This window comes from Pseudidiomarina sp. CB1 (assembly GCF_024752025.1).
GTDB lineage: Bacteria > Pseudomonadota > Gammaproteobacteria > Enterobacterales > Alteromonadaceae > Pseudidiomarina.
In genome coordinates, this window is record NZ_JANTPU010000001.1 from 211,015 (window position 1) to 235,109 (window position 24,095).

24 protein-coding genes are annotated in these 24,095 nt (G+C 48.1%); 10 read left to right on the forward strand and 14 right to left on the reverse strand.

Translation table 11 applies throughout. The annotated features are described in order from the left end of the window. The first annotated feature begins 238 nt into the window (after positions 1 to 238). Positions 239 to 1,471 (forward strand): hypothetical protein, encoded by a 1,233-nt coding sequence (locus NV375_RS00985; protein ID WP_258806579.1) that lies wholly within the window; start codon positions 239 to 241, stop codon positions 1,469 to 1,471. Here NV375_RS00985 and NV375_RS00990 read toward each other — a convergent pair. After that, positions 1,462 to 2,112 carry a hypothetical protein gene (locus tag NV375_RS00990; RefSeq protein ID WP_258806580.1) on the reverse strand — a complete coding sequence of 217 codons (651 nt, stop codon included), beginning with the start codon at positions 2,110 to 2,112 and terminating at the stop codon, positions 1,462 to 1,464. The two genes, NV375_RS00985 and NV375_RS00990, sit on opposite strands and share 10 nt — an antisense overlap. Positions 2,113 to 2,294: 182 nt before the next feature. Beyond that, a complete protein-coding gene (locus NV375_RS00995; RefSeq protein ID WP_258806581.1) occupies positions 2,295 to 3,542 on the reverse strand; it encodes a type II toxin-antitoxin system RelB/DinJ family antitoxin in 1,248 nt (415 codons plus the stop codon). Between the two features lie 553 nt (positions 3,543 to 4,095). On the opposite strand from NV375_RS00995, the gene NV375_RS01000 reads away from it, so the two are divergent. After that, positions 4,096 to 4,674, forward strand: a complete 579-nt coding sequence (locus tag NV375_RS01000; RefSeq protein ID WP_258806582.1) for a hypothetical protein — start codon at positions 4,096 to 4,098, stop codon at positions 4,672 to 4,674. Here NV375_RS01000 and NV375_RS01005 read toward each other — a convergent pair. Continuing rightward, a complete protein-coding gene (locus NV375_RS01005; protein WP_258806583.1) occupies positions 4,671 to 4,973 on the reverse strand; it encodes a YebG family protein in 303 nt (100 codons plus the stop codon). The two genes, NV375_RS01000 and NV375_RS01005, sit on opposite strands and share 4 nt — an antisense overlap. Positions 4,974 to 5,163: 190 nt before the next feature. Between NV375_RS01005 and NV375_RS01010 the strand changes: the two genes are divergently transcribed. Continuing rightward, positions 5,164 to 6,057: a pepsin/retropepsin-like aspartic protease family protein gene (locus NV375_RS01010; protein ID WP_258806584.1), complete on the forward strand. Its 894-nt coding sequence runs from the start codon at positions 5,164 to 5,166 to the stop codon at positions 6,055 to 6,057. Between the two features lie 36 nt (positions 6,058 to 6,093). Here the strand turns inward: NV375_RS01010 and NV375_RS01015 are convergent, their stop codons facing one another. After that, positions 6,094 to 7,023, reverse strand: coding sequence for a RimK family alpha-L-glutamate ligase (locus NV375_RS01015; RefSeq protein ID WP_258806585.1), 930 nt, complete (start codon positions 7,021 to 7,023; stop codon positions 6,094 to 6,096). A 96-nt stretch (positions 7,024 to 7,119) separates the two neighbouring features. Continuing rightward, positions 7,120 to 8,028 (reverse strand): LysR family transcriptional regulator, encoded by a 909-nt coding sequence (locus NV375_RS01020; RefSeq protein WP_258806586.1) that lies wholly within the window; start codon positions 8,026 to 8,028, stop codon positions 7,120 to 7,122. Positions 8,029 to 8,138: 110 nt separating this feature from the next. Between NV375_RS01020 and NV375_RS01025 the strand changes: the two genes are divergently transcribed. After that, positions 8,139 to 8,288, forward strand: a complete 150-nt coding sequence (locus tag NV375_RS01025) for a hypothetical protein (protein ID WP_157980841.1) — start codon at positions 8,139 to 8,141, stop codon at positions 8,286 to 8,288. Between the two features lie 115 nt (positions 8,289 to 8,403). Next, positions 8,404 to 9,846, forward strand: coding sequence for an amidohydrolase family protein (locus tag NV375_RS01030; protein ID WP_258806587.1), 1,443 nt, complete (start codon positions 8,404 to 8,406; stop codon positions 9,844 to 9,846). Here NV375_RS01030 and NV375_RS01035 read toward each other — a convergent pair. Beyond that, positions 9,843 to 10,745, reverse strand: a complete 903-nt coding sequence (locus NV375_RS01035; protein WP_258806588.1) for a cation diffusion facilitator family transporter — start codon at positions 10,743 to 10,745, stop codon at positions 9,843 to 9,845. The genes NV375_RS01030 and NV375_RS01035 overlap by 4 nt on opposite strands. Positions 10,746 to 10,862: 117 nt before the next feature. Between NV375_RS01035 and NV375_RS01040 the strand changes: the two genes are divergently transcribed. The 3 genes from NV375_RS01040 (at position 10,863) to NV375_RS01050 (ending at position 12,167) form a co-directional block, all read left to right on the forward strand. Then, positions 10,863 to 11,567: an OmpW family protein gene (locus NV375_RS01040; RefSeq protein WP_258806589.1), complete on the forward strand. Its 705-nt coding sequence runs from the start codon at positions 10,863 to 10,865 to the stop codon at positions 11,565 to 11,567. Positions 11,568 to 11,578: 11 nt separating this feature from the next. Further along, complete coding sequence (locus NV375_RS01045) at positions 11,579 to 11,707, forward strand: DUF3149 domain-containing protein (protein ID WP_258240557.1); 129 nt, start codon at positions 11,579 to 11,581, stop codon at positions 11,705 to 11,707. A gap of 61 nt (positions 11,708 to 11,768) precedes the next feature. Next, on the forward strand, positions 11,769 to 12,167 hold the full coding sequence (locus NV375_RS01050) for a thiol-disulfide oxidoreductase DCC family protein (RefSeq protein ID WP_258806590.1): 399 nt from the start codon (positions 11,769 to 11,771) through the stop codon (positions 12,165 to 12,167). Positions 12,168 to 12,187: 20 nt separating this feature from the next. Here NV375_RS01050 and NV375_RS01055 read toward each other — a convergent pair whose 3' ends face one another. The 5 genes from NV375_RS01055 to NV375_RS01075 are packed head-to-tail and all read right to left on the reverse strand — an operon-like array spanning position 12,188 to position 17,169. Beyond that, positions 12,188 to 12,646, reverse strand: a complete 459-nt coding sequence (locus NV375_RS01055; protein WP_258806591.1) for an EVE domain-containing protein — start codon at positions 12,644 to 12,646, stop codon at positions 12,188 to 12,190. Beyond that, a complete protein-coding gene (locus NV375_RS01060) occupies positions 12,643 to 13,827 on the reverse strand; it encodes an efflux RND transporter periplasmic adaptor subunit (RefSeq protein ID WP_258806592.1) in 1,185 nt (394 codons plus the stop codon). The genes NV375_RS01055 and NV375_RS01060 overlap by 4 nt, the downstream gene beginning before the upstream one ends. A gap of 13 nt (positions 13,828 to 13,840) precedes the next feature. Continuing rightward, on the reverse strand, positions 13,841 to 16,213 hold the full coding sequence (locus tag NV375_RS01065) for an ABC transporter permease (protein WP_258806593.1): 2,373 nt from the start codon (positions 16,211 to 16,213) through the stop codon (positions 13,841 to 13,843). Further along, positions 16,207 to 16,902 carry an ABC transporter ATP-binding protein gene (locus tag NV375_RS01070; RefSeq protein WP_258806594.1) on the reverse strand — a complete coding sequence of 232 codons (696 nt, stop codon included), beginning with the start codon at positions 16,900 to 16,902 and terminating at the stop codon, positions 16,207 to 16,209. Before NV375_RS01070 ends, NV375_RS01065 begins: the two co-directional genes overlap by 7 nt. 18 nt (positions 16,903 to 16,920) lie before the next feature. Then, positions 16,921 to 17,169 carry a hypothetical protein gene (locus NV375_RS01075; RefSeq protein ID WP_258806595.1) on the reverse strand — a complete coding sequence of 83 codons (249 nt, stop codon included), beginning with the start codon at positions 17,167 to 17,169 and terminating at the stop codon, positions 16,921 to 16,923. 112 nt (positions 17,170 to 17,281) lie between these two features. On the opposite strand from NV375_RS01075, the gene NV375_RS01080 reads away from it, so the two are divergent. Then, on the forward strand, positions 17,282 to 17,815 hold the full coding sequence (locus tag NV375_RS01080) for a histidine phosphatase family protein (protein ID WP_258806596.1): 534 nt from the start codon (positions 17,282 to 17,284) through the stop codon (positions 17,813 to 17,815). Here NV375_RS01080 and NV375_RS01085 read toward each other — a convergent pair. After that, a complete protein-coding gene (locus tag NV375_RS01085; RefSeq protein ID WP_258806597.1) occupies positions 17,812 to 20,706 on the reverse strand; it encodes a ligand-binding sensor domain-containing diguanylate cyclase in 2,895 nt (964 codons plus the stop codon). The genes NV375_RS01080 and NV375_RS01085 overlap by 4 nt on opposite strands. 55 nt (positions 20,707 to 20,761) lie before the next feature. Here NV375_RS01085 and NV375_RS01090 point away from each other — a divergent pair, with 55 nt between their 5' ends. After that, entirely contained in the window at positions 20,762 to 21,673 is a 912-nt protein-coding gene (locus NV375_RS01090; RefSeq protein ID WP_258806598.1) for a sensor domain-containing diguanylate cyclase, read from the forward strand. Here the strand turns inward: NV375_RS01090 and NV375_RS01095 are convergent. Both NV375_RS01095 and fghA read right to left on the reverse strand, forming a co-directional pair. After that, entirely contained in the window at positions 21,648 to 23,165 is a 1,518-nt protein-coding gene (locus NV375_RS01095) for a bifunctional diguanylate cyclase/phosphodiesterase (protein ID WP_258806599.1), read from the reverse strand. The two genes, NV375_RS01090 and NV375_RS01095, sit on opposite strands and share 26 nt — an antisense overlap. A gap of 86 nt (positions 23,166 to 23,251) precedes the next feature. Continuing rightward, positions 23,252 to 24,094 (reverse strand): S-formylglutathione hydrolase, encoded by an 843-nt coding sequence (gene fghA / locus NV375_RS01100; RefSeq protein WP_258806600.1) that lies wholly within the window; start codon positions 24,092 to 24,094, stop codon positions 23,252 to 23,254. Position 24,095: the final 1 nt, after the last annotated feature.

Below are 24,095 nucleotides of genomic sequence, written 5' to 3' on the forward strand. Positions count from 1 at the left end.
TTGAAAACGTTCAGGGCCAATCGAGCAAAACTAATCCACTTAGAGCATGCGAAGCAAAAGTTTGTTATTTAGTGCAAGAGTAGATAAATTGCAGGATGCGTTGACTCTGTTATTGGTAGACTGGCATTCCTAAAAAAGGAATTGAATCGATCTTGTTCTGTTAGTCATTAGGTCAAGCTTTTTGAACATTTGGGGTCGAATAAGTACGCTACCAACGGAAAAATTGAAGGATTACAAAATGGATTTATTAAACCAACCGTTTACAGGACAACTTGGGGATAAGTTGATTGAACTGCTCGAATCGCCTGATTTTGAACATCTAAACATCGCGGTTGCGTTTGCAAAAAATAGCGGTGTACTTAGGCTAAAGGATTTTTTCAATCAATTTAGAGAAAAAGGGGGAACCGTAAATATATATGTAGGTGTTGATCTAGGCGTAACCTCATATGAAGCGCTTACGGCTCTCTTACATTGTACTGACTCTTTAAATGTCGTTCACTCGGAAACAGGTCAAACGTTTCACACAAAAATTTATCAATTCTTAGGGAAAGCTCGGGGAGTAATCGCTATCGGTTCACATAATTTGACTGGTGGTGGCTTATGGACAAACTTCGAAAGTTCGGCACATATCACGTTGGACATGAATTGTGACGAAGATATTGAAATAGCAAAAAACTTAGAAGATTACTTCAATTGCTTGTCTTCTCTTGGTGACTCGTTTAGGCCCATTTCATCAATGGACGATATTAGAAAACTTCTCGAAGATGGTTATGTGGCGAAAGAGGTAAGCCAACGAATACATTCGGTTAAAACTGCTGGCCGGAAACCGGATCGAGTCCCTCTATTCGGTAGGGGGTTCCCAGCAACTATGCCCCAAATCAACATTCCCGACAAAAAGGCGGCTAAAAAACAACCCAAAAAAATAGAGGTCCAAGTTTCGGCTAAACAGGATAATGTGAGCGATATTATTTGGTTTGAAACTAGAAGGCTAACAGGAGGCTCTAGGAACATACTCGATTTGTCGATGAAATCTCTCATTGAAAAAGGTAACCCAGCGGATACCCGTTTTGATCTCGGTGAACCAAATTATATGCGCGGAGGAGTTGAATTTTTTGGTATTTCTCCAATAGCAACGTCTCAAAGGAAAGATATTACAATCAATTTCGAGGGAACTGACTTCGCTGGAAATACAATCCTTTTCCCTACAGGCGACAATGCTAATGGGACATGGAGACTTCAAATCAAAGGAGTTAGTATTTCTGGTGAGAGGATCACTGATGTATTTAGAGCCAAGGGGGAGGGCTCTTATTTGGTTAATAAAATAGTGACCTTTGAGAGAATCAAGGATAACTATTATTCCCTAGCCGTATTTCCTGAGTCAGAACTTGATAATTTTAAAACAGCTTCGGTTATTCTCGGTCGAAATGGTTCTACGAGGAGTGCAAAGTGGCTAGGACTACTCTATAGGTAATTTAGCCACTCTTGGTGTTTACCTTTCTTGACTCCGCTAATGCCACCTTTGGCACCACCAAAGGTGAGCATTACGGAATTTTCGGTCAATGCCACTCCTTCAGAAACGAGTAATGGTGCTTTACTCATTTCACGAAAAGCGGTAACGAAAGAGTTTAGATCGAAGTTATATCCGTACTTCGTTGTGCTTTTGTACGGAGGGTCAACGTATACCACAGCATCATCTGGAAGTGGTGAGTTTAAAATACTCATAATATCGTCATTGATGCAGTTTACACCTTTCATGCCATTTACAAGCTTGTTTAATCTGCGCTGGAGTTCATCCGGCCCAGGCTGCATTGGGTTTGCTGGGCTTCTTCGAACGCTAGTTGCGGTTGGCTCCCAGTAATCTCTAAAACATGCGTTTGACCAATGTTCTCCATTGTGCCAGATCTGCTTCCCCCCAAAGGAGCTTGCTTGTAGCAAGGGATAAAGTTCAATCCCAATTTTCCGGACTGGAATTTGGGACAACTGAACCATATGGGCTTTAAAGTCACGCTTATCTTTAGGTAATTCAGCCACTAAACGATCAAATACGTCCATGTTAAAAGTTCCAGCTCCAATAGCTGCCCAAAAAGCACCCCAAGAACTGATGTCAAGCATGCAAATTCGTGAGGGGTCAATGCCTCTGTTAACTAGTTCAATCGATATTGCACCAGAGCCGCAGCATAGGTCATAAAATTTTGAATGAGGGCTCGGTGCTACTTGTAATAGGTGATCTACCACTTGCGACGCTATACGCTGTTTTCCGCCTTGATACGAACAAGGTACGCGCATTAGTGTACTCATTTAGACTTCCAACGTATCAAGATTCGCGCATATGAGCGTTTTCCGTTAATAATTGCGACCCCACCTTTGTCTTCAGGGTGCATTCTGTAGTTAACCTCCGTCAGTACGTCCGAAGATACATTTGTACGCGCATTTCCGTTTGCAAGCATCAAAATTTCGAACTGCTCCGGATTGTATTTGTCAAGAAAAGTAATAGGTACGCCCATCACTCCATGGTAATCGAGGGGGATGTTTTGGGTTCGTCCTACCTCTATTGCGTCGTAATTGTCATACGTTGGATATTTTCTGGGAGTGTAATTGCAGCTCAACTGCAGTGGGGTATTAGATTTGTCGGTTTTAAGATTGGTGAACCAACGTACGCCTTTGACTCTAATAAATTTTTTCCCGTTTTCGTCAACACCACAACCACTAGCGTTCATGGGGTAGCTATCTGGGACAAAAAACTTTCGGTCGCCCGAGCGAATGGACTCGCCATACCATAATTTATTGTCACGAAAGAGAGGAAATATCTCTTTTGTGGTTGTAGCATTCATATTTCCTAAAATGATGAAGTCTTTATCGTAATTTATCAGTAGATCAATGTAGTCTCTAAAAAGACTAAAGGGCGGATTAGTAACTACTATGTCGGCTTCCTTTAGTAACGCCTTACATTCATCTGATCTGAAATCTCCATCACCAACGAGATGTTCAAGGCAATTATCAGGTAGAGAAAACAAGTGCTCTAAATCAAGAGAACCATCCGGTCTGACCAGCGACTCTTCAGGTACTGATTCTACAATTGCTTTATAGGCTCCCGTTTCACCCTCCAGCGGGTACTCCCGGCCTGCTAACGATGAATCAGCATAGCAAGTCGATACTAATCCATTGAGTTGAAATTTGTTGAAATTGACAACGAAGAAACGAAAAAACGCTGATTCGAAAGGATCATCACAGTTACACAGAACTCTCTTTCCTTTGAATGCTTTACGATGTTTAACCATTTCCTTTTCAATGTCTTCGTATTGAGTATAAAACTCGTCTTTTTTAACTATAAAGGCACGGTTAAGTTTCGCATTTCTAGGTGCTGCCTTCGGCTTTGGATGATGGGTGTTAATATCAAATGGAAGGGCACCCTCCCTAGCCACAGCCTTAAGAAAAGTATTTATTGCTGTTGACATGGTGATACCAATTTCATCAAAAACTTTGCCAGCCTTCCTTTTTACTACTGGGTCGATACGTATTGTAGTTGTTGGTTTTGTAGTCACGACTGTCGCCTCACTGTTGTGTGCTACAATGTAGCACTTTTGCTTTTTATGTACAATAGAACACGTTCGATTACTTGACAGCCCTTCTATATTTGATAAGCGTTAATAACTTAACGATTACTGCCTGAGAAAATTGCTCGAAAATTTCAACCAGTAAGTTTGGCAATTGGTTTATGGGGGTTTAAATGGGGGTATTTAATTTTCATATTTAAAAAGATTTCTCTTTAAACAGGAATTTAGGGTTGCTTTTAAATTGACGCCAGCTCCACCACATTCCATAAAAAGCCGCTCACCGAGCGGCTTTTTTTATGCCTGTAGCCCGTAGTTCTACTACGGGTAAAACGCGCCACCACCACAATGCCGATTCAACCCCGGAATCTGTTGCACACCTTTGTTCAATTATGCACCGAAAATTTTCCACAAAATACTGCACTTAATTCAAAACTATGTTGTTATTTAAAGAGAGTTAACAACAACGGTTGTTTTCCGTTTGACGATAGCGGAAGCATCGGCCTGCGCTAGTGAGCCACGTTTATTATATTGAGGACTAATAATGTTACTACGTAAACTGGGTATCGTTCTTTGTGCCGCTCTCGGCTTGTGGTCGAATTCTGAAGCGGCTGAACCTTGCCTCACACCTGGCACTGATTACTTAGCGCTGGAATTTATGGAATTCGATCAAACCATGGATGCGGGCTGGCGTGAGGTTGCAAATCGTGAAGGCTGCAAAGTTGCCGCAGCAGAATTAATCAAAAAATACCGCACGACGCACAGTGAACTGCACGACGGTCAGCTCAGCATCATGCGCTGGCACGAGGGGCAAATGCGGGCGGAAGTAGGGCAGAACGAGCAAGCGGTTGCATTGTTCGAGACGACCTATAAAGCTAAAGAAAATGATAGTTTTGGCTGGAATTACTACGTTGATGCGACGATTGCTTTTCTTCAGCAGGATCGCGAGGCTTTACTCCAAGCGCGAGAGCAGTTGGCAGCGTTACCCGAGCCTTCAGGTGTTAATATGACAGACGCAGATGGGAATCCAGTCGAAATGGATTGGCCGCCGAACCTACATGTTGTTGACGACTTTGTGGCCTGTTTCGGTAAAAGCTATGCCGAATCGTACGGAGGCTGCTAAGCAGCCTCGTCTTCTGCAGCTTTCTCGTTTTTCGCGACTTCTGCGCTTTTCGTAGCCTTCTTCTTGGCTGGTCTTTTGGCACCCAAAGCCATCAGTACTTGCTCGCGTTCACGCGCTAAGAAAAAGGCGAGATCTTCAATCTGCTTCTCATCGGTAATGGTTTCGCTACGTTCGAGTAGGGGCAAAAGCTCATCTACCATATCCAACATCTTGTCGTGGGCGTCGGCTTCAGCTTTTGTGGCAAATGTCATTTTTTCTTCTCCGTCTCGCACAACAACGTATTGAGTTACTACCGCCATGGTTTATCCTTATGCGTGTTTGAAAATTACTGTATATTTATACAGCTTGTAGACCAATGATGCAACCGATAATGCTTCTTTTGAACGATGAACTTCAATGTAAAAATTGGGGGTCGCAACTTTGAACAAGGTAAGGTATTGTGCAGATAAATAACAAAAAGAAACCAAGTGTTAACAATAAGGACATGTTATGCGAGCGCTCATTTTCATTGCTCTGACGTTTTTTTCTACCGTAAGTTTTGCTCAAGCCACTAGTTGGATACCGTTTGAAAACGCTAACGGGCACGTACTCATAAAAGTCGAAGTTGCTGGCATCGAAAGTTATGCGATGATCGATTCGGGCTCTCAGGTCAACGCACTTAATCTGAGTTTTGCTGACCACCATGAGCTGGAATTTGATAGCAATAAGCGTATCAAGATCCAAGGTGCACACGATGTGCAAGACCGCCGCATCTACCGCGATGTGCCTACGAAATTACTGGGCCTCGACTTAGATATGGAATTAGTAGGGCTGGATCTTGGTGGTAAACACGTGAGCTTATTGCTCGGTGCGCCGTTGCTAAATCAATTCATTTTGCAGTTTGATTACCCGAATAGCCGTTTGCGTTTTGCCAACCCTGGTACCTTTAATTTAAAGGAAACAGCGAACTTAGAAATGCGTGCCCAAGAGGGCTCGGGCCGACCGCTGGTGAAAGTTAACTTTAACGATGAGGTGGAGCGCTGGGTACTGCTCGATACGGGGAACAGTGGGGGTCTCTATTTGCATCGTAACTTCGCGACAAGCAATAACTGGCTCGAGAAATTTCCTGTTGCTCAGGGCGTTTCACGCGGAGTGAACGCCACGAAAGATGTAGAATTTTTTCAATTGCCGCTGTTCGGTTTTGGCCCTTACAAGCTCGAAAATATTCACGTGGTGGTGCCTGCAGAAGGGCAACCCGCAGATTTTGGCAGTCGCTATTCAAGTATTGGCTCGCGAATGAAAGGCGTCGAAGTGAACGGTATATTAGGCTACGACATTTTGAAGCACTTTATTTTGACGATCGATTATCGCAATGGCCGCGGGCACATTTACGTACCGCAATGATCACGAATTTGCCCGCACGTGAGTGCGGGCAAGAGGTTATTGCGCCATAGCAATTAAGTAATCAGCTAAAGCTCCCATGCCAGTATGCGGCACGTCTGCGCGTTGCTCGGCAGCTTGGTTGTAATTGGTGTTGGTATTCACGTCATAGACAAACAATTCACCGTCGGCATTTTCAATGAACTCGATACCGGCAACGTCAATGGCGTTGTCGTTCAAAAAGCCTTCAAGCTTACCGATAATCGGGTGTTCGTCAAAACGCTGCGTGATGTTAAATTTCTCTGACTTCTGGTCCGTTGGGCAAAATTGGTCTTCAATTGAGCAGCTATCAGCAGGGCACAGCTCAAAGCCGTCTTCGGTGTTTACCTGCACGGTGTAAAGAAACTTGCGACCGATGAACTCAGCGCGAGTAATATACGGTTCGCGTGGCTGGATGTATTCTTGCAATAACCACGTGCCATCAAGGGGTTCTTCTAAGCTCGGACTATTCAGGTAACTCTCAAGGCTAGCCAAGTCATCAAAGCGTTGCACGCCGAGGCCTTTGCCACCTCGGTTGGGCTTGAGAATGAGTGGCCACTGCTGAAAAGCCTCTGCGGCGGCCAATAAATGCTTTTTACCGACCACAGCATGAGTTCGCGGAACCTTTAGCCCAGCGCGCTCCAACGCCGCATACTGCGAAAGCTTACACACTTCAAGGGCAAGCACCGACGTGTTATTCACTACGGTACGTCCAGCACTCTGTAACCAGGTCAACACAGCCTTTGTTAGTTCTGGTGCAAATCGATGGCCGCGGGTGTGTGACGAGGCGCTCATACGGTTGTAGTAGATGGCATCGGCAGGCGTGTCACTAAAGCGCACTTCTCCTTCGTCGAGGAACCATTCGGTTGCACTCACGCCGCGCTTTGCGAACTCAGCGCGTAATGGCACCAACCATTCATCATTCTCGTGAATCACTACGATCTTTTTCATGCCTGCCTCTACATCATTGATGGACCACGTATTACAGCGCTATTGGGAAATACGATCAATCTGATTTGGTTATATGGCGGATGTTATTGGAATATCTTATCCTAGCTTTTCTTGTAAAAAGTCGAGGGCCGCAGAAACCGCTGCGGACATGTATTTGCGTTCTGGGTACACCAAATGCACGGGCACCGGTTGTGGCATGAAGTCTTCGAGCGCGGCTTCGATCTCACCAGATTCTATAAGTTCATTCAGCGAATAACTCGGCATATAGGCCAAGCCTAAGTCGGCTTGCAATGCGGAGCGCATGGCGCGATTGTCGGAAACGAAAAAGCGCCCATTCACCGTGATTTGAATCAGTTCGTCGTTGTCATAGAAACGCCATTGCCGATCAGTCACGCGTGCGCTGTCGGTGATGCACTGATGTTTGCCTTCTTTGTAGCTTAATTCATGGGGATGTTGCGGCTTTGCGTGGCGCTCAAAGTAACCTTTGGAGCCGACCAGAACGATTTGCAAAGGCGCAAGCTTACGAAAGTACAAAGTTGAGTCTTTTAAAGTGCCGCAGCGAATACCAATATCGATGTTTTCCGCAACCAAATTGGTGAGCCTGTTGCTAAGTTGCAGATCAACGTCGACTTCAGGAAAACGTTCAAGAAATTCGGGCATCAGTGGCGCCACCTGAGTGGCGCCGAAATTCACCGGAGCCGACAAAGTAATGCGGCCACTTGGCGAACTGCGCATGGCGTTGATATGCTCAAAGGCTTGTTCGGTTTCGGCGACGATATCGCGGCAGTGCTGATAGAAGTTAAGTCCAGCCACGGTTGGATTCAGCTTGCGCGTGGTGCGCGTTAGCAACTTGGTTTGCAGTTCTGCCTCAAGGCGGGTAATGGCCTTACTGACGGCACTCTTTGAGATCTCAAGTTTCTCGGCAGCGCGGGTAAAGCTGCCTTGGTCAATAATAGCTGCGAAGATCGCCATGTCACTCATGCGGTCAAGCATAATGCCTCTCATAATGTTTCCAAATGGAAACAATGTTATTCATAAAAGCCGTCTAATCATTTTATTTAGAAACAATATACTTCTTCATGTCGAAACACACTACTTAATTTTTGGAGATTGACATGAAAGTATCAAAACAATTCTGGCAAGCATTGGCACAAGTCGCACGTGGTACCATCGTACATCAAGGTAACTATAAAGTGGCTGAGCGGCAGCCGCTGATCAAACCACACGGCTATGATGAGTTAATGAAGCACGTGAAATGCTGCTAAATGAATAAGTTGCAATTTAAGTAATCTTTCCTAAGCTTATTTTTAACATTTAAAGGCGTCCGCAGGGCGCCTTTTCTTTGGCTTTAAAATAAACAAAAACAAGCGAGGGAACAGTATGAAACTTCCTTTACCTTTTTTACTCACGTTAGGCTTAATGACCGCAAGCGCCTTCGCGCAACAACAAGTCCTTAAAGGTGCAACGCTGTACGATGGCAATGGTGGCGAGCCCATCGAAAATAGCGTCGTGGTGGTTGAAAAGGGCACCATTAGCTGCGTTGGCACTGACTGTGCGATTGCAGATGGCGCTGAAGTTATTGATGTTTCAGGCAAGTACCTCACTCCTGGTTTGGTCGATTCCCATGTGCACTATGCTGCTAGTGGTTGGTTTGATTCGCGTCAGATGTTCCCGATTTTAGAGGATTTGTATGACACCGAAGAGGTTCAGGATTATTTGCAGTCAAATACTGACAAACTGGACAGAACTTATCTCTGTTCCGGTGTTACAGCCTTATTCGATACTGGCAGTTTTCCGTGGACAGTGAGCTTACAAGAAGGATCTATAGCGAACTCGGATAAACCTCGATTTGTTGCGGCCGGCCAACTATTGACGCATGGTGAAACGCCGATGAGCGAGGCGGTGCTGAAGAAGCAAGTTCACGCAGGCGTTCATGAATTTTTGCCTATGAGCACCGATGAAGAGGCGCTTTCGAGCGTGGCTGCCGTTGCTGCGACAGGCGCTAGCGCGCTAAAAGTGTGGTTTGACCCGCTGCCGCAAGAACTGACAGACGAATACTACCCGCGCTTAAAGGTCATTGGTGATGCAGCACACCGCCAAGGTCTACAATTTATCGTCCATACGTGGACACTTGCCGATGCGAAAGCAGCAGTGGCTGCTGGCGCTGATGTGTTAGTTCACAGCGTTTACGATAAGCTGGTTGATGACGAATTTATTCAAGCCGTCGTTGACAATGATGTGGTGTACGAGCCAACCAGCAGCTTTGCTCTAACCGATGGAATATCGACGCTCAATATTCTGCTGGGCGATGAGCCTAATTTTAATGATCCGAACCATTGTATTGATCCGCACACCCGAAAACTGGTGAAAGAGGGCTACAAAAAGTTGCACCCGTTCTACAACAAGATGCTTAACAAAATGGACTACGTACGTAGTGTCATCGCCAATGGTCAGGAGCAGTTCATTGTTAAATACAACATGAAAACTTTGCACGAAGCCGGTGCAACAGTGGCAACAAGCACGGATGCAGGTAACCCTAGTATGTTTCACGGAGCTTCAATGCTAGAAGAAATGAGGAACATGCAGTCAGCTGGAATTTCGGCCGCCGATGTCCTCGTCATGTCCACCAAAAATGGTGCTAAAGCATTAGGCTTAGAAGCCACACTCGGCACTGTTGAAGTCGGTAAAAACGCTGATTTAGTGGTGCTGGAAGAAGACCCAGGCAAAGACGTTTCAGCATTCCGCAGCATCACTCATGTGATGCGTTTTGGTACGTTGCACAGCATTGCCGATTTGAGTTACGCCAATGAAAATGCCGACTAGTCTAGTCGGCAGGCCTCGGATTTGAATTCCAGTTCGATGGTGGTGTGGAAGATGTCAAACTCGGCGACCGCTTGGTTAATGGCTTCTTTGACGGCGAAGTAGTGTTCGCTGTCATTGAAGTCGTCTTTTAGCTCAACATGGGCAGTGAGTACGTGGGATTCGCCATCGAGTGACCACAAATGCATGTGATGAATATCGGCGACCTGTTCGACTGCTCGTATTGCATCTTGGACTTCTTTATACAGCTGAGGATTGGGATTGGCCTGACTGAACAGTTTTAGTGTCTCAATCAGATTGCGTACGACGTTAATTACAATGAAGGCTGTGAACGCAATGGACAGCAGTGGGTCGATTATGGGCCAGTCGACAAAGGTCATGACAATCGCGCCGATCAGGACCGCGACCCAGCCCAAAACATCTTCAAGTAAATGCCAGTTCAGCACACGTTCATTAAGTGTTTCACCAGCCGCGAGTTTGAATGCGGCAAAGCCATTGACCACCACACCCAGAATCGCCAAATAAATCATGCCTTCGGTATCGGGCATCACTGGGTCGGTAAGGCGTGGTATTGCTTCGAACAATACCCAAGTCGAGCCAGCTAGCAAAACAATGGCGTTAATCAACGCGCCGAGTAAGCTGAAGCGTTTATAGCCATAGGTAAAGCCGGTTGTCGCTTGTTTTGCACCGAGTTTATGGAGTATCCACGAAAGCCCCAATGACAGGCTGTCACCGAGGTCGTGTACGGCATCCGCAATGATTGCGGTACTGTTGGTCAGTACGCCGCCGATAAACTCGATGATGGTAAAAAAGAAGTTGAGCCAAAATGCCAAACCAATACGTTTTGACGATGCATCGCCGTGGTGGTGATGGCCATGATGGTGTCCGTGGTGGTGTCCCATAAGCCTCTAACTTGTCGTTGTTTTTTTCATTATAGAGCAGAAATAAAGCTTGATCGAGATCAAGGTTTTTCGAGCATAACCCCATAAACTATAGGGGAATTAACTAAGGAGTGCTGTATGAAAACCTCATTGATCGTAAGTAGCTTATTGATTGCCGGTCTTGCTTCACCGTTAGCGGCTGCGGCGGACACATTTTCCGTAAACGTTGGTGCTATCGGTGTTATGCCAAATGATGATAGCGGATCGTTGCCTGTAATTGAATCTATTGCGGGTTTAGATGCTGGCAGTACCGGTGTCACAGTCGACGAGAATACCCAATTAGGTATTACCTTTGATTATCGCTTGAGCCCAAATTGGAGTCTTGAGTTGGTGGCTGCAACACCGTTCACGCATGAGATTCATGGCACCGGCGCAATTGATGGCTTGAAAATTGGTGAAACCAAACATCTTCCGCCAACTTTATTGGCGCAGTATCACTTCACTTTAGACAATGATGCCATCGATCCATTTATCGGTTTTGGTGTGAACTACACGACGTTCTTCGAAGAGAAGGTCAGTCCAGAGCTTGGTGGCGTGCTGACCGATCTAGCTGTGATCACGGCTGATGATGACGTTGAACTTGCACTTTCAAACAGCTGGGGATTCGCACTGCAAGCCGGTGTTAACATCGAGTTAGCAGACAATTGGGGCTTGCACTTAATGGTGAGTCGCATGGCGATTGATACGGTCGCTGATGTACGTATCAATGGCGCCACCGCAGAGTCCGTCGCGGTCGATATCGATCCGACAGTGGCTATGTTTGGTATTCGCTATAGCTTCTAAGGAGGCGTTTTATGCAATTACTTAAAGAATTTGTATCCGATCCAGTTATCTTTTTCTCGTTCACAGGGCTTGCGGTAGTTATTGGTATTTGCATCTTCTACGTGATTTATTTTATCGCGAAGGTGAACGGCGAAGACTGATCGCAAAAAAGCTGGCTTTCGTAGACATTGTTTGAGTGACCAATTGTTTACGGAGGCCAGCTTGGCGGTACAGTTAATTTTGTTCTACGACGGCGGTTGCCCCTTGTGCGTGCACGAGATGCGCCAACTTAAAGCGCTTGACCAAAAGCGACAGCAGCAGCTGCAGTTTGAGGACATCTGGGCGCATGATTTCCCTGCGCGCTTTCCGCATATTGATACTGCACAAGCGAACAGTATTCTGCACGGCCAGCAAGCTGACGGCACGATGCTGTACGGATTAGATGTGACCCATGCGGCCTGGTCCGCAGTGGGGAGAGGTTGGCTGACAGCGCCATTACGTTGGCCTCTGGTGCGTTGGCTCGCCGATAAAGGTTACTTAGGTTTTGCCAAACATCGTTACCGAATCTCTAAGTTGATCACCGGTAAGGAACGTTGCATGCAATGCTCACTCGATGAATAAAGTACCGATGTTGAATCGGTCTAGGTCAGCTGTTGTAGCACGGCCTGATATTCTTTAACTTGAAAGGGGACTACGCTTAAACGTGAACCTTTTTGCACGAGCGGATTTGCTGCAAGTGCTGGCATCTGCTTGAGTTGTTGTAGTGCTAATAGGTGCTGAAATTTTTGTTTGAAACGCAGCCTTACAGCGCTCCAACGGGGACTATCTGGGTTTGATTTGGCATCGAAGTAAGGCGAATCTGGATCGAACTGCAAGGGGTCCACAAACGCCTCTTCAGTGACTTCAGCTAGGCCAACAATACCGACTTTGGCGCAGCTGGAATGATAGATAAAAACGTGATCACCAACGTTCATATCGCGTAAAAAATTGCGTGCCTGATAGTTACGTACACCGTCCCAGACCATGCCCTTGTCGCCAGCTTTGGCGATGTCATCGATACTGCATTCATCAGGTTCTGTTTTGACCAACCAATACTTCATAACTGTACGTTCATGCCATTTTCTAAATCACTGCTCGGGTGGTTCACAACGCGCATGCCAGGCTCGAGGCCTTGCAGAATCTGGCGATAGATCCCGCTTTGGAATCCGACCTCGATCGCACGCTGTTCAATTTGTCCGTCATGATACACGAAAACCTGCCATTGCTGGTCTTGTCGAAACAGCGCGGTAATGGGAACGGCCAAAGTTTGCGCAGCTTGCTCAACGATAATATCGGCGTTCACGCGATAATCGTTACCTAAGTCAGGAGTTGGCTCGGTAAATTCAATAAAAACACTCACGCGTTGCTCCTCAATGCCCAGCGCAGAAATGCGTGTGAAGCCGGCCGGATTAACACGACGCACGATACCGCTGAGAACCTCTTGGCCGCCCCATTGGTTGATTCTTGCTGGCATGCCGGGTCGCACTTTTACCGCGGCGCTGCTGAGCAAATCAACTTGCACCTCAAGCTCTTGCAAGTCACCTAATTCAAGGATTGTTTCGCCGGCAGCGACGACGCCTTCGCAACAGCGGTAGCGCTGTAAGACTGTGCCGCTAATGGGGGCGGGGACCTCGAGAACGCGGGTTTTATCGCTGCTGCGCGAGCCCTCGGCAATCTCTAATACCAGCTTAGCATTGCTAACATCAGCTTGCGCAACGGCAACGGCTGCAGTGGCTGAGCGCAAATTCGATTGCGCGCGAAATAGGGCAGTTTGTGCCCGTTCCATATCCACTGTCGAGGCAATACCGGCGTCGTAGAGTTTCTGAATACGTTGTTGTTCATTCGTGGCGAGTTGTGCTTCGCTCTCACTATTTTGTTGTAGTGCGATGGCAGCTTGCAAACGCGCCTCGGCTGCATTCAACGTCTGTTCGGCTTGCTCGCGGCTACGTTGGTCTAACGCTGGTGTTGGGGTAGGTTCGACTAAAAACACGGTATCGCCTTGTTGCACGACATCGCCTGGCTCGAGAACGACGCGCCGCAAATAGCCCGCTATTGGTGCTGAGACTTGATAGGTGTTACGCAAATGCGTGCGGCCTTCGTCGTTCACCGTTGCTGCCAATGGGCCTTCATAGACTGTGGTAACAACCACTTGTGGTGGTTGCGGCCGCAGGCTATACACGAGTGCACTAACGAGTAGTGCAAGGAGCAACCATGGAAGCGTTTTTGCCAGCGGTTTTTTCATAATGTGTTCTCTTTTATTCCGATTTCAGCGCGGCCACCAAGTCGATGTGCTTAAGGCGACGTAACATAAAGATGACGGCTATTAGCGCAGCGGTCAATACGCCGAACGCTGAGAGTCCGAAAAGCTGTCGACTGATAACAAAGGGAATGCGAAATAGCTCACTGCTCATGAGTTCGGTCATGCCCGCAGCGAACATAAAGCCGCAAAGCCAACCCAACGGAATGGCAATCAGTACCAGCAGTAAAAGCTCACCAAACAACAATCGCGCGACTTCGCCATAGCTGTATCCCAGTACCCTAAGCGTCGCTAATTCACGCTCGCGTTCAGCAAGAGCGATGCGGGCATTGTTGTAGACCATAGCGAATGTTAACGAGCCAGCAAGAACAAAAATAATACTCATGGCGGTTAGCACAGTGTCATCCATATAATTGCGTAACTTGGTTTCGGCCTCGCGAATGTGACTGTAGCCGGCGACTTGTGGCATCTTGTTCAGTTCAGTGTAAAGCGACGCTTTGTGGTTATCATCAATGAGTAACCAGGCGCCGCTCAACACTGAGCTTTCTAACAAGATGTGGTTAAGCTCACCTAGTGCCATATACGCACCCACGCCAATGGATTCGTTGGTGGTGGCAACTAAGGGCACTGAGCGTGTTAAGCGGCGCTCGCCAATGAATTCAACATTGACGCTGCTTCCCGTCTCCAATTGCAGGTAATCGGCAAGGTGGTCGGTAAGTATGAGTCCCGTGGTCGGCATGCTGCGCACACTCGCCAATTGGCGCAACTGGCTAGCGGAATCAAATGCCGTGATCGACGTACTGTAGACTTGTCGTCCATTGTGCAGGCGCACCGGAACACTGCGCATACCTTCGACATAGTTTACACCGGGCAACGCGGCAAGACTGGTTAGCCCTTGCGCATCGGTGACTTGGGTAAAATGAACAATCAGATCCATCTGTTGCTCGACGCGATAATTACGGTCGAGCATGGTGCTGATGGCTTGAAATTGGTAGCTACCGAACAACAAAAGGCCGCCAGCTAAGGCGATGCCGAGCACTGACAAGGTGCTGCGCAACGGATGACGCACAAGGTTGCGTAAAATAATTCGCCAAGTTTGGCCAATGCCCATCATTGCGATGAAGTAGTTGATGCGGCTTTGCTGGAAATTTGCCGGACTGGGCGGGCGCATGGCTTGTGCCGGGGGAACTTGAACGGCCTGATAAATGGCTCGCCACGTGCCGATAAGGCCTGCGGCAAAGGTCACGACGACGGCAATGGCTACGCTGCGCCAATTGAGTTGTACGCTGAGCTCAATAAAACTGAAATAGGTACCGTATAACTCAACCATAGTCGCCGCAAGCCAGCGGCTGAGAATAACGCCTAGGGCCAGCCCTAACAGCACGACTAAAGAGCTGTAGCCCAAGTAGTGTAGTAAGATCACCACTGGTCGGTAGCCAAAGGCTTTCATAATCGCAATGATTTGCTGCTGGGTATGAATCTGGCGTTGCATGAAAATATTGAACAAAAATGCCGAGGTGCCCAAGAACACGAAAGGTAGGAAAATAGAATTCGTGCGCAGTTGCTTCAGTTCTTCGCTCAAAAAGCGATGGGAGATTTGTTCTTCTCGGGTGTAGCTGCCGCGCCCGCCATAACGCTCGAACAACTGGTCTAAGCGTAATTGTACGGTGGCACTATCAGTATGATTAGACCCATCAGCTTGCGCCTCAAGTTTAACCAGTAGGCTGTTAAAGGCGCCATCCATATCAAGTGCTGCAGCGAGTGCGTCTTCACGCAGCCAGAAGACGCCATAGCGTTGGTAGTCGGGCATAATGTCAGCGGGACCAATTTGGTAGATAAACTCCGGTGAGATGGCGATACCAACAATTTCAAGCTCGGTACGACGGCCGTTGAGAATCGCCGTTATCGCGTCGTAAAGTTGCAGTTGGTGTGCCTGTGCGAAAGGCTCCGAAACGACAACTTGACGACTGTTGGTGGGTAATGAGCCACTGCGTAGGTGCAGCGTGTTAAGTAACTGCGTCTGCTGCTCAGGTAGTGAAACAAGTTGCGCCTGAATCGGATCGGCAAAGCCATCAAGTTCAATGCGTGCCGCGCTGCGAATACGTGTCTCGGCCATAGCTACACCAGGTAACTCTTGTACGGTGGTTAATAGGCTCTGCGGCGCTCGAGTGAGTTCAACAAAAACATCTGCGAAGCGGTGTTCATCATAAAACGTTTGCTGAGCGTTGACTAAGCTTTGTCGTGCGGTGGTCATGATCAACAACACCATCACCCCAACACTCACGACAATGGCAATAGCGAAGAGTTGTGCGCGAGCATGCCAAACCTCGCGGAGCAACTTCGCCAGCAAGGTTACATGCGGGCTTACCAATGGAGCTCCCTCGCAGCACGCTGCTGACTATTTTGCTGCTCTTCAGTGATGCAACCATCGGACAATCGAATCATGCGGTCGGCCATCTCCGCAATGACCGCATTGTGGGTAATAATAGCGGTTGTCGTGCCTAACTCTTGGTTGATCGTTTGCAGAACTTCGAGAACTAAGCCTCCGGTAGTTGAATCGAGCGCTCCAGTGGGCTCGTCGCACAGGAGAATTTCGGGCCGTTTGGCGATAGCTCGGGCGATGGCAACACGTTGCTGCTCGCCGCCCGAAAGTTGTGCAGGAAAGTGATCCATGCGGTTGTGAAGGCCAACTCTTTCGAGAGCCTCTTCTGGCGACATAGGGTTACGAGCAATGTCGGTCACCATAGCGACATTTTCGCGGGCGGTGAGGCTTGGGATTAAATTATAGAACTGGAATACAAAGCCCACATGGTCGCGGCGAAAGCGGGTGAGTTCACGGTCATTTGCGGTATGTAAAGCGTGATCTCGATAATAGAGCTCACCGCTACTAGGGGTATCCAGTCCACCCATGATGTTAAGTAAAGTGGATTTGCCCGAGCCGGAGGCGCCAAGTAAAACAACAAGTTCACCACTGTGAAGTTGAAGACTCACGCCGCGAAGGGCGTGAATTTCAACTTCTCCCATTTGGTAAATCTTGCTAATAGCCTCGGCGCGGAGCATGTTTGGTTTCCAAGTGGGTTAAGTGTTCCCCATCATCATAGCGCCACCTAAGCCCAGCACTCCCATACCAAAACCGATAACCATGGCGATGAGCATCCAGATGAGAATAGCGCGAGCCCAATTCTGTTTTGAAGGTTTGGTGGAGCTTGAGAATGCCCAAATCAGCAGAGCAATCAGGTTAACTACCGGAATAAAAGTAAGGAAAATAGTGAGCATCCACTCGCCAAGGCGAACGGTGCTTGAGCTGTCAAAGCCATGATGATCCATGAGAGGGTCCTTTTATGCGTTATAGTTATACTTTCATCAATGGGTGATTGTGTTTGAACACTACATTTAGGAACATAGGTGGCGTCGGTTTGAGTGTCAATGAGAAAAATTAATGAAACAATATGTTATCGGTATTTTACTGAGTGTGTGCGCGGTACTAGGGGGAAGTTCAACGATGGCAAATGAGTTTACCGTGTATGTCGTACGGCATGCCGAAAAAGCGCAGGCAGAATCTGATCCGCCGCTTAGCGAGCAAGGTGTACAGCGTGCTCAAACGCTCGCAGGCATGCTGCAAAAAGCGCAGATCAAAGCTATTTACAGCACGCCCTACCAACGCACTCAACAAACAGCTCAACCACTCGCAAAGTTACTAGGTATCACGGTACAGACCTATCACCCAGCAACCGCGCGTGAGCTCGTCGAACAACTCAAACAGGCGGGTGAGAATGCGCTGGTCGTTGGCCATAGTAATACAGTGCCTGCTTTGGTACGCAGCTTGGGCGGGCACAGTGAAGACTTAACTGAGCGTGACTACGGTGATCTGTTTCAGCTTACGTTGCGCGATTGTGGTTGCGAACAGAGCGAATGTGACGTACATCAAACGCACTTGTTTGTTCCAGTAATAGCAGCTGATCACAACCACTAATCTCGTGCTGGCGCTAGTTCAGTACGGTTGCGGCCGTTGCTTTTGGCTTGATAAAGCGCCTTATCAGCACGGCGTAACAAGCTTGCAGCGGTCTCGTTCGGTTCGTGTAGCGCCGCACCAAAACTACCGGTCACACTCAAGTCGCTGACCAAGTCATGCAAATCGGCCGTTTCCAATGCGTTGCGCATGCGTTCACAGACCGCGGTCAGTTGTTGGCGATCAGTATTAGTCAATAAAATCGCAAACTCTTCACCGCCCCAACGGGCAACCATGTCGCTTTCACGTGCGGTCGTTGTAATGATTTGGGCGACGCGCTTGAGTACCTTGTCGCCTGTGGTGTGAAGATAGCGATCATTGATGTCTTTAAAATAATCGAGGTCGAGCAAGATCAGGCCTAATTGGTGCCCCGCAGTGCGTGCCACTTTTTCACGAAGAAACAGATCAAAGGCGCGGCGGTTCGCCAGCAACGTTAAACTGTCTTGGTGCGCGAGTTGTTCGAGCGACTTGGTCTGCTCGCGGACTAAATCTTGCAATCGCTCTTTGCTGCGTTTCAATTGGTAGGAGCGTAAGCGAACGACTGCGACAACGGTTATAAGCAAGAGAAGGGCACTAACTAACCACGTCGTAGGTCGTTGCCATAGCGTTGGTAATTTATGAAAAGTGAAGGTTGCGGCATCGCTCCATTGCCCGTTTGGGTAGGCTGTTTGCACTTGAAAAATATAGGCTCCGGGCGGTAATTCTGTGTACGCAACACTAAGTTGGTTGTCGTTCGGGGTTACCCAACTGTCGTCATAGCCCGCAAGCTGCACGCGATAACGTATCGATTCCGGATGATGAAAGCCAAGCCCGGCAAAATTAAATTCAATACGACCCGTTTGCGCATCAAGATAGGTTCCTGGCGTGATCTTACTGCCGTCGGCTTCTACCGCTTCAATCACCGGATCGGGCGGCTGACCGTTGAGTGCCGCTAGATTTGCGGGCAGGTAATGGCCGACACCTTGTGATGTTGCAAACCATAAGTGTCCATCGCGGTCCACCAGCATAGGTGGTCCGCCCGTATTAATTTGGGCACTCGCTAAGCCATGGAAGGACTCATAGAATGAGTATGGCAACGGCGTTGCGGGATTATCATCAAAGACAGCTCTCTCGAAATCATTGGCGGCGATAGCATACAGGCCGCGTCCGGTCGCCAGCCATACGTTGCCGTTAAGATCGCGAGTGACATCGAAAAACTTGACGAACGGCAGGCCGTTGTCATCATCGAAAACTTGCCATTGTTCAGTTTGTTTGTTGTATAAAATGAGTCCGCGGTCGCTAGCAACGTACAAATGTTGTCCGGACTCGTGAAAGCCAAACATAAACTCGGCGTTGGTGATCGTGCTTAAGTTGATGCGCTGTATGCCTTGGTCTTTAAGCACAGATAGGCCGCGCATACTCCCAATCCAGATATCGCCGGTAGGACTTTGGTGGATGGCGTAAATGATTTCGTCTGGCAGGCCTTCCGCAACGCCAAAATAATCAGGCGTTTCAAGGTCACCATTACGGCGCCGTTTTGCGCGTAAAACACCACGCGACGTTGCCGCATATAGATAACCGTCATCGGCAAGTAAAACACTACGAATATCGTTGCCGGGAAAGCCATTCGTCTCATTGTAATGGGCTATTTGTTCGCCGTTACGAAGTACGTACAAGCCGTTGGTAAAGGTACCGATATAGAGCAAGCCATCACTGCTTTGCGCAAAGGTTAGGATGCTTTCTTTTGCTACTTTGCTGCTCGTCGGAAAGGGCAGAATGGTTTCATTGGCGATCTGCTTGATACCACCCAAACCACCTACGAGAATACTACCGTCATCACGCTGCATGAGGGCTCGAACGTAGTCATAGCCGAGGCCATCTTCCTTTCGATGGCTATGAAAAGGAGCTTCTCTAAATTGTGTAAGTCCGCGGTGGGTGCCGACCCATAGGGTGTTTTCGCGATCGACAAAAATCGACAGGATGTGATTATTCGGCAAGCCGTTAGCGACGGTAGTCATAACTGCTGATTGGTCATCGAGTTGGGTCAACCCGTGCTCATGGGTTCCAACCCAAATCACGCCATTGGGTGCTTGATAGAGCTCGGTAACGGTGCTTGGGTAGGTCACTGGCCAACGCTCGTAGTTTAGGTTAGCTACATTAAGGCGGTAAATACTCTCGTCAATACTTAACCAGAGGTCTTTGGTATTTTGATCACTGACAATCCCGAAGTTGTAACCCGACGGTAAGCCAGCGACTGTGGTAAATGTCGCGGTTTTCGGTTGAAAGTAGGCGGGACCGCGGTCGGTAGCTGCCCAGATTCGGCCAGTACTGTCTTTGGCCAGCGAAAGAATCGAGTCGCTTGGCAGCCCCTCTTTTGTCGTAAACTGCGTGCGTTTGCCGTCGCAATCACGGACAACACCAGTAGTAACAGTGGCATACCATGTACATTCATTTGTTGCAAAAAGCGCGAAGTCAACACGGTCAAAAACTCTTGGCTGCGCTTGCCATTGGCCACCGGCAAGAGCGGATTTAAAGTAACTCACACCACCGCGAGCACCCGTTGCAACGATGGTATTGGTGTAGGGGTTTTCGCCAATAAACAGGGCACCTGGATCAGAAAGCTGTGTTTCATCGTCAAAGACTTCGAATGTGCGGCCATTGAAGCGGACTGGGCCTTGCCACGTGGCAATCCACAAGTAGCCTTGACTGTCTTGGGTAATGTGATTTATCGAGTTATGTGGCAGCCCGTGCTGGGTGTCCCAGATGCGCATGGCGCGGTCGCTCAACGGGCGAAAGTCTTGCGCCGCCGTAACAGCGCTGACCAGTGCTAAAGCTGGCAAAAAAAACACTGCGAATAATCGGTGGGCTATGGGCATTAGAATAAAGTTCCGTTAAGCTTAAGGCATTAATTCCATGGTATTCGAGAGGGGCATGAAAGACGAGCGCGACCTCAGTGAACTTATTGAAATCATTCCTGACGCGGCCCTTGTTGTCAATAAAGACGGTAAGATAGTGTTGGTGAATCAGTTGGCTGCTGAGCTATTTGGTTATGAACATGCGGAACTTCACGGTGCGAGTTTGGCAAAGCTGTTACCGGAAGGGATTCGAGAGCAACATGAAAAGCACGTGTTACAGTTCTTTCAAACCCAGCAGAACCGACCTATGGGACGCGGGTTCCGGTTTTTAGGCGTACGCAAAGACGGCGAGTCGTTTCATGTCGATATCATGCTTAGCCACGTGCAAGTCAAGCATGAGCCTTATGCGATTGCTTTTATTCGCGATGCCACCCAGTTCAAACAAACCGAAGACAAAATTCGCCGCGAGCTGGAAAGTGAACGCAAACAAGCATTAACTGATTACCTAACAGGGCTGGCGAATCGCCGTGCTTTTTATCAAGAACTTGACGAAGATATAGCAGAGTTGCGAGCTGGTCTCCATCGGTTCTCGGTCGCCTTAATCGATCTCGATGACTTTAAATTAATTAATGATAAGTTTGGTCACGACGAAGGGGATCGTGCGCTGCAAGCGATTGCGAGTGCGATTAAAGAAACCTGTAGGGGGAGTGACTTTGTTGCTCGTATTGGTGGCGACGAATTTGCGACGATTCATCCTAGTACCACAGTGGGTGACGCTGAAGTTATTCTTGAGCGGGTGCGAGCAAAGGTTCTTGAAGTGACCCGTCAGTACGGCTGGCAGGTATCGTTATCAATAGGTATTTGCCATTGCGAGCATTATTCCGAGCACTGCACAGTAACGGAACTCATGCGGGTTGCCGATCAAGCTATGTACGTTGGTAAACGGCAAGGGAAAAATCGTATTAACTCTGCGCTTTTGCCGAGTTAATGTTGTTTACAAAGGATTGCAGCGCAGAGAGACTCATCGGGCGGGCGTACAAATAGCCTTGTACTTCTTCACAGCCTGCGCGCTCTAAGTAACTGGCCTGTTGCTGGCTTTCGACGCCTTCGGCAACAACCCGCAAATGCAGTGCCTGAGCCATCGCTAAGATAGTTTTCACCAAACGCGCGTCCTGCGCATTCTTCACGATATCACGCACGAAGCTTTGGTCTATTTTCAGTTCTTGAATGGGTAAAAGGCGTAGCGTGCTGAGCGATGAATAACCAGTACCGAAATCATCAAGAGAGACTTGTACACCGCGCTGGGTTAGTACGCTGAGCACATTTTTGACACCTTCTAAATTAAGCAGCGCCGAGGTTTCGGTAAGTTCCAGCTCGACAACTGACCAATGGCCAGGGAGCTCGGCTAAGTTGTGTAGGAAACGCTCAGAACTTTGTGAGTTGTTAAAATCAGCCGCGGAAACATTGAAAGAAACACGCGGTATGTATTTGTACAATAAATCGCTCTCGATCAATTCCTTGATCGCCGTTTGCATGACAAAGTCGGTAATGTCGCAGATGAGTCCATGTTGTTCCGCCAGTGGAATGAAAACATCAGGAGGGATCATACCTTCTTCGGGATGATGCCAGCGGGCGAGCACTTCCACGCCACTTATTTCATGATTGTTCAGACGAAATTGTGGTTGGTAGGCGACACTTAGCTTTTTGTTCGCAATAGCGGCTTTTAAATCAAATAGTAATTTAGTGCGCTTCGAAGCATTCTCACCGTATTCACTTTTATAGACTCGTAGGCGGTTACTCCCTAAGGATTTGGCTTCGTCCTGTGCCATGAGCGCCGCTTCAATAAGCTCTTCGCTGTTAGCTGCATCATGAGGGAAGCGCGCGATACCAAAACATGCTGATAGCGCAGAATCCGGCAACTCAGGAATAGTGATGGTGCGAATCAATTGCTGCAAGTGTTGCGCCTGCGGGAGAACCTGATCGGGCCAGCGTGCTGCGGGAATGGCGATGGCAAATTCATCGCCGGCAAAACGACTGATAAGCACACGTTGCTGAAAATGATCACGCAGTAGGTTGGCAACACTTTGTAAAAAGCGATCGCCAACTTCAGTACCAGCGTTGCTGTTCAGCTGTTTAAAACCATCGATATTAAGCACGACTAAGGTCAGATTCTGTTCGTGCTCAGCGCAGAACGCGAGCTCACTGTGCAGTTCACGATTGAACATGTGGCGGTTAAGCAGTCGCGTGAGGGGGTCGCGTTCAGACAGGTTGCGTTCGCGATCAAGAGCGTATTTCGCCAGAAAAAACAGCATAACGGCAGTGACGATAACGTATGCCCAGCCCTTGAATGTCTGCAATTCGGTGAGCAAATTCGAGTCAGCCGCAAACGCCAGTAAAAACTGGTCAGAATAACGAATCCACACGAGGCCAAGAATCAAATAAGCCGCTGCAATAAGGCCAGCTGCCCGATTGGGTGACATAAAGCGCGTACTCCTTAACTTTAAGCGCACAATAGTATCAGTCGCGCTACCTAAAGCTTAGCAAGGAGTACGTATTTTACAAGTTTTTAACGAGTTAGATAAGAGTGATGGAAACGCAAATGCTCTTCAATAAAACTAGCAATGAAATAATAGCTGTGGTCGTAGCCTTTTTGCAGGCGTAAATGACCGGGGCTATCGAGTGATTTCACGGTTTCTTCAAGTAGCGAAAAGTTGAGCTGTTCGGCTAAAAAGTTATCGTTGCTGCCTTGATCAACGAGCAGTGGTGGGCATTGATGGCCTTGCCGCATAAGGGTCACGGCATCGTATTCTTGCCACGTTGCTCGATCCTCGCCTAAGTACCCGGTAAAGGCTTTAAGCCCCCAAGGGCAAGCGCTTGGATGAGCAATCGGCGCAAACGCTGAAACGCTCTCAAAACGTTCTGTTTCACGTAATGCCATGATTAATGCACCGTGCCCACCCATGGAGTGACCACTGATACTTAAACGGCCGTTAAGCGGTAACTCCCTATGCACCAATTCAATCAGCTCTTTGCTGATGTAATCGTACATTTGGTAGTGCTTCGCCCATGGTTGCTCGGTAGCGTTAACGTAAAAGCCAGCACCTTTGCCGAAGTCATAGGCATCGTCATCGGCAACTTGGTCGCCGCGTGGACTCGTATCCGGGATAATAAGCGCTAACCCGAGCTCGGCGGCAACGCGTTGCGCGCCGGCTTTGGCACTAAAGTTCTCATCGGTACAGGTTAATCCCGACAACCATAATACGGCCGGGACGTGCTCACTACTAAGTGCTTGTGGTGGCAAGTAGACGCTAAATTGCATGGTGCAATCTAGCGTACGAGCTTGATGTTCATAACGGCGCTGTTCGCCCTCAAAACAACGCACACTCGACACTAATTTTAAGTCTGTCATT

Bases quoted from the DNA above. Each gene is read 5' to 3' on its own strand.
- NV375_RS00985 (WP_258806579.1), top strand. From the start codon at position 239: ATGGATTTATTAAACCAACCGTTTACAGGACAACTTGGGGATAAGTTG.
- NV375_RS00990 (WP_258806580.1), bottom strand. From the start codon at position 2,112: ATGCTTGACATCAGTTCTTGGGGTGCTTTTTGGGCAGCTATTGGAGCT.
- NV375_RS01000 (WP_258806582.1), top strand. From the start codon at position 4,096: ATGTTACTACGTAAACTGGGTATCGTTCTTTGTGCCGCTCTCGGCTTG.
- NV375_RS01005 (WP_258806583.1), bottom strand. From the start codon at position 4,973: ATGGCGGTAGTAACTCAATACGTTGTTGTGCGAGACGGAGAAGAAAAA.
- NV375_RS01010 (WP_258806584.1), top strand. From the start codon at position 5,164: ATGCGAGCGCTCATTTTCATTGCTCTGACGTTTTTTTCTACCGTAAGT.
- NV375_RS01015 (WP_258806585.1), bottom strand. From the start codon at position 7,023: ATGAAAAAGATCGTAGTGATTCACGAGAATGATGAATGGTTGGTGCCA.
- NV375_RS01020 (WP_258806586.1), bottom strand. From the start codon at position 8,028: ATGAGAGGCATTATGCTTGACCGCATGAGTGACATGGCGATCTTCGCA.
- NV375_RS01025 (WP_157980841.1), top strand. From the start codon at position 8,139: ATGAAAGTATCAAAACAATTCTGGCAAGCATTGGCACAAGTCGCACGT.
- NV375_RS01030 (WP_258806587.1), top strand. From the start codon at position 8,404: ATGAAACTTCCTTTACCTTTTTTACTCACGTTAGGCTTAATGACCGCA.
- NV375_RS01035 (WP_258806588.1), bottom strand. From the start codon at position 10,745: ATGGGACACCACCACGGACACCATCATGGCCATCACCACCACGGCGAT.
- NV375_RS01040 (WP_258806589.1), top strand. From the start codon at position 10,863: ATGAAAACCTCATTGATCGTAAGTAGCTTATTGATTGCCGGTCTTGCT.
- NV375_RS01045 (WP_258240557.1), top strand. From the start codon at position 11,579: ATGCAATTACTTAAAGAATTTGTATCCGATCCAGTTATCTTTTTCTCG.
- NV375_RS01055 (WP_258806591.1), bottom strand. From the start codon at position 12,646: ATGAAGTATTGGTTGGTCAAAACAGAACCTGATGAATGCAGTATCGAT.
- NV375_RS01060 (WP_258806592.1), bottom strand. From the start codon at position 13,827: ATGAAAAAACCGCTGGCAAAAACGCTTCCATGGTTGCTCCTTGCACTA.
- NV375_RS01070 (WP_258806594.1), bottom strand. From the start codon at position 16,902: ATGCTCCGCGCCGAGGCTATTAGCAAGATTTACCAAATGGGAGAAGTT.
- NV375_RS01075 (WP_258806595.1), bottom strand. From the start codon at position 17,169: ATGGATCATCATGGCTTTGACAGCTCAAGCACCGTTCGCCTTGGCGAG.
- NV375_RS01080 (WP_258806596.1), top strand. From the start codon at position 17,282: ATGAAACAATATGTTATCGGTATTTTACTGAGTGTGTGCGCGGTACTA.
- NV375_RS01085 (WP_258806597.1), bottom strand. From the start codon at position 20,706: ATGCCCATAGCCCACCGATTATTCGCAGTGTTTTTTTTGCCAGCTTTA.
- NV375_RS01090 (WP_258806598.1), top strand. From the start codon at position 20,762: ATGAAAGACGAGCGCGACCTCAGTGAACTTATTGAAATCATTCCTGAC.
- NV375_RS01095 (WP_258806599.1), bottom strand. From the start codon at position 23,165: ATGTCACCCAATCGGGCAGCTGGCCTTATTGCAGCGGCTTATTTGATT.
- fghA (WP_258806600.1), bottom strand. From the start codon at position 24,094: ATGACAGACTTAAAATTAGTGTCGAGTGTGCGTTGTTTTGAGGGCGAA.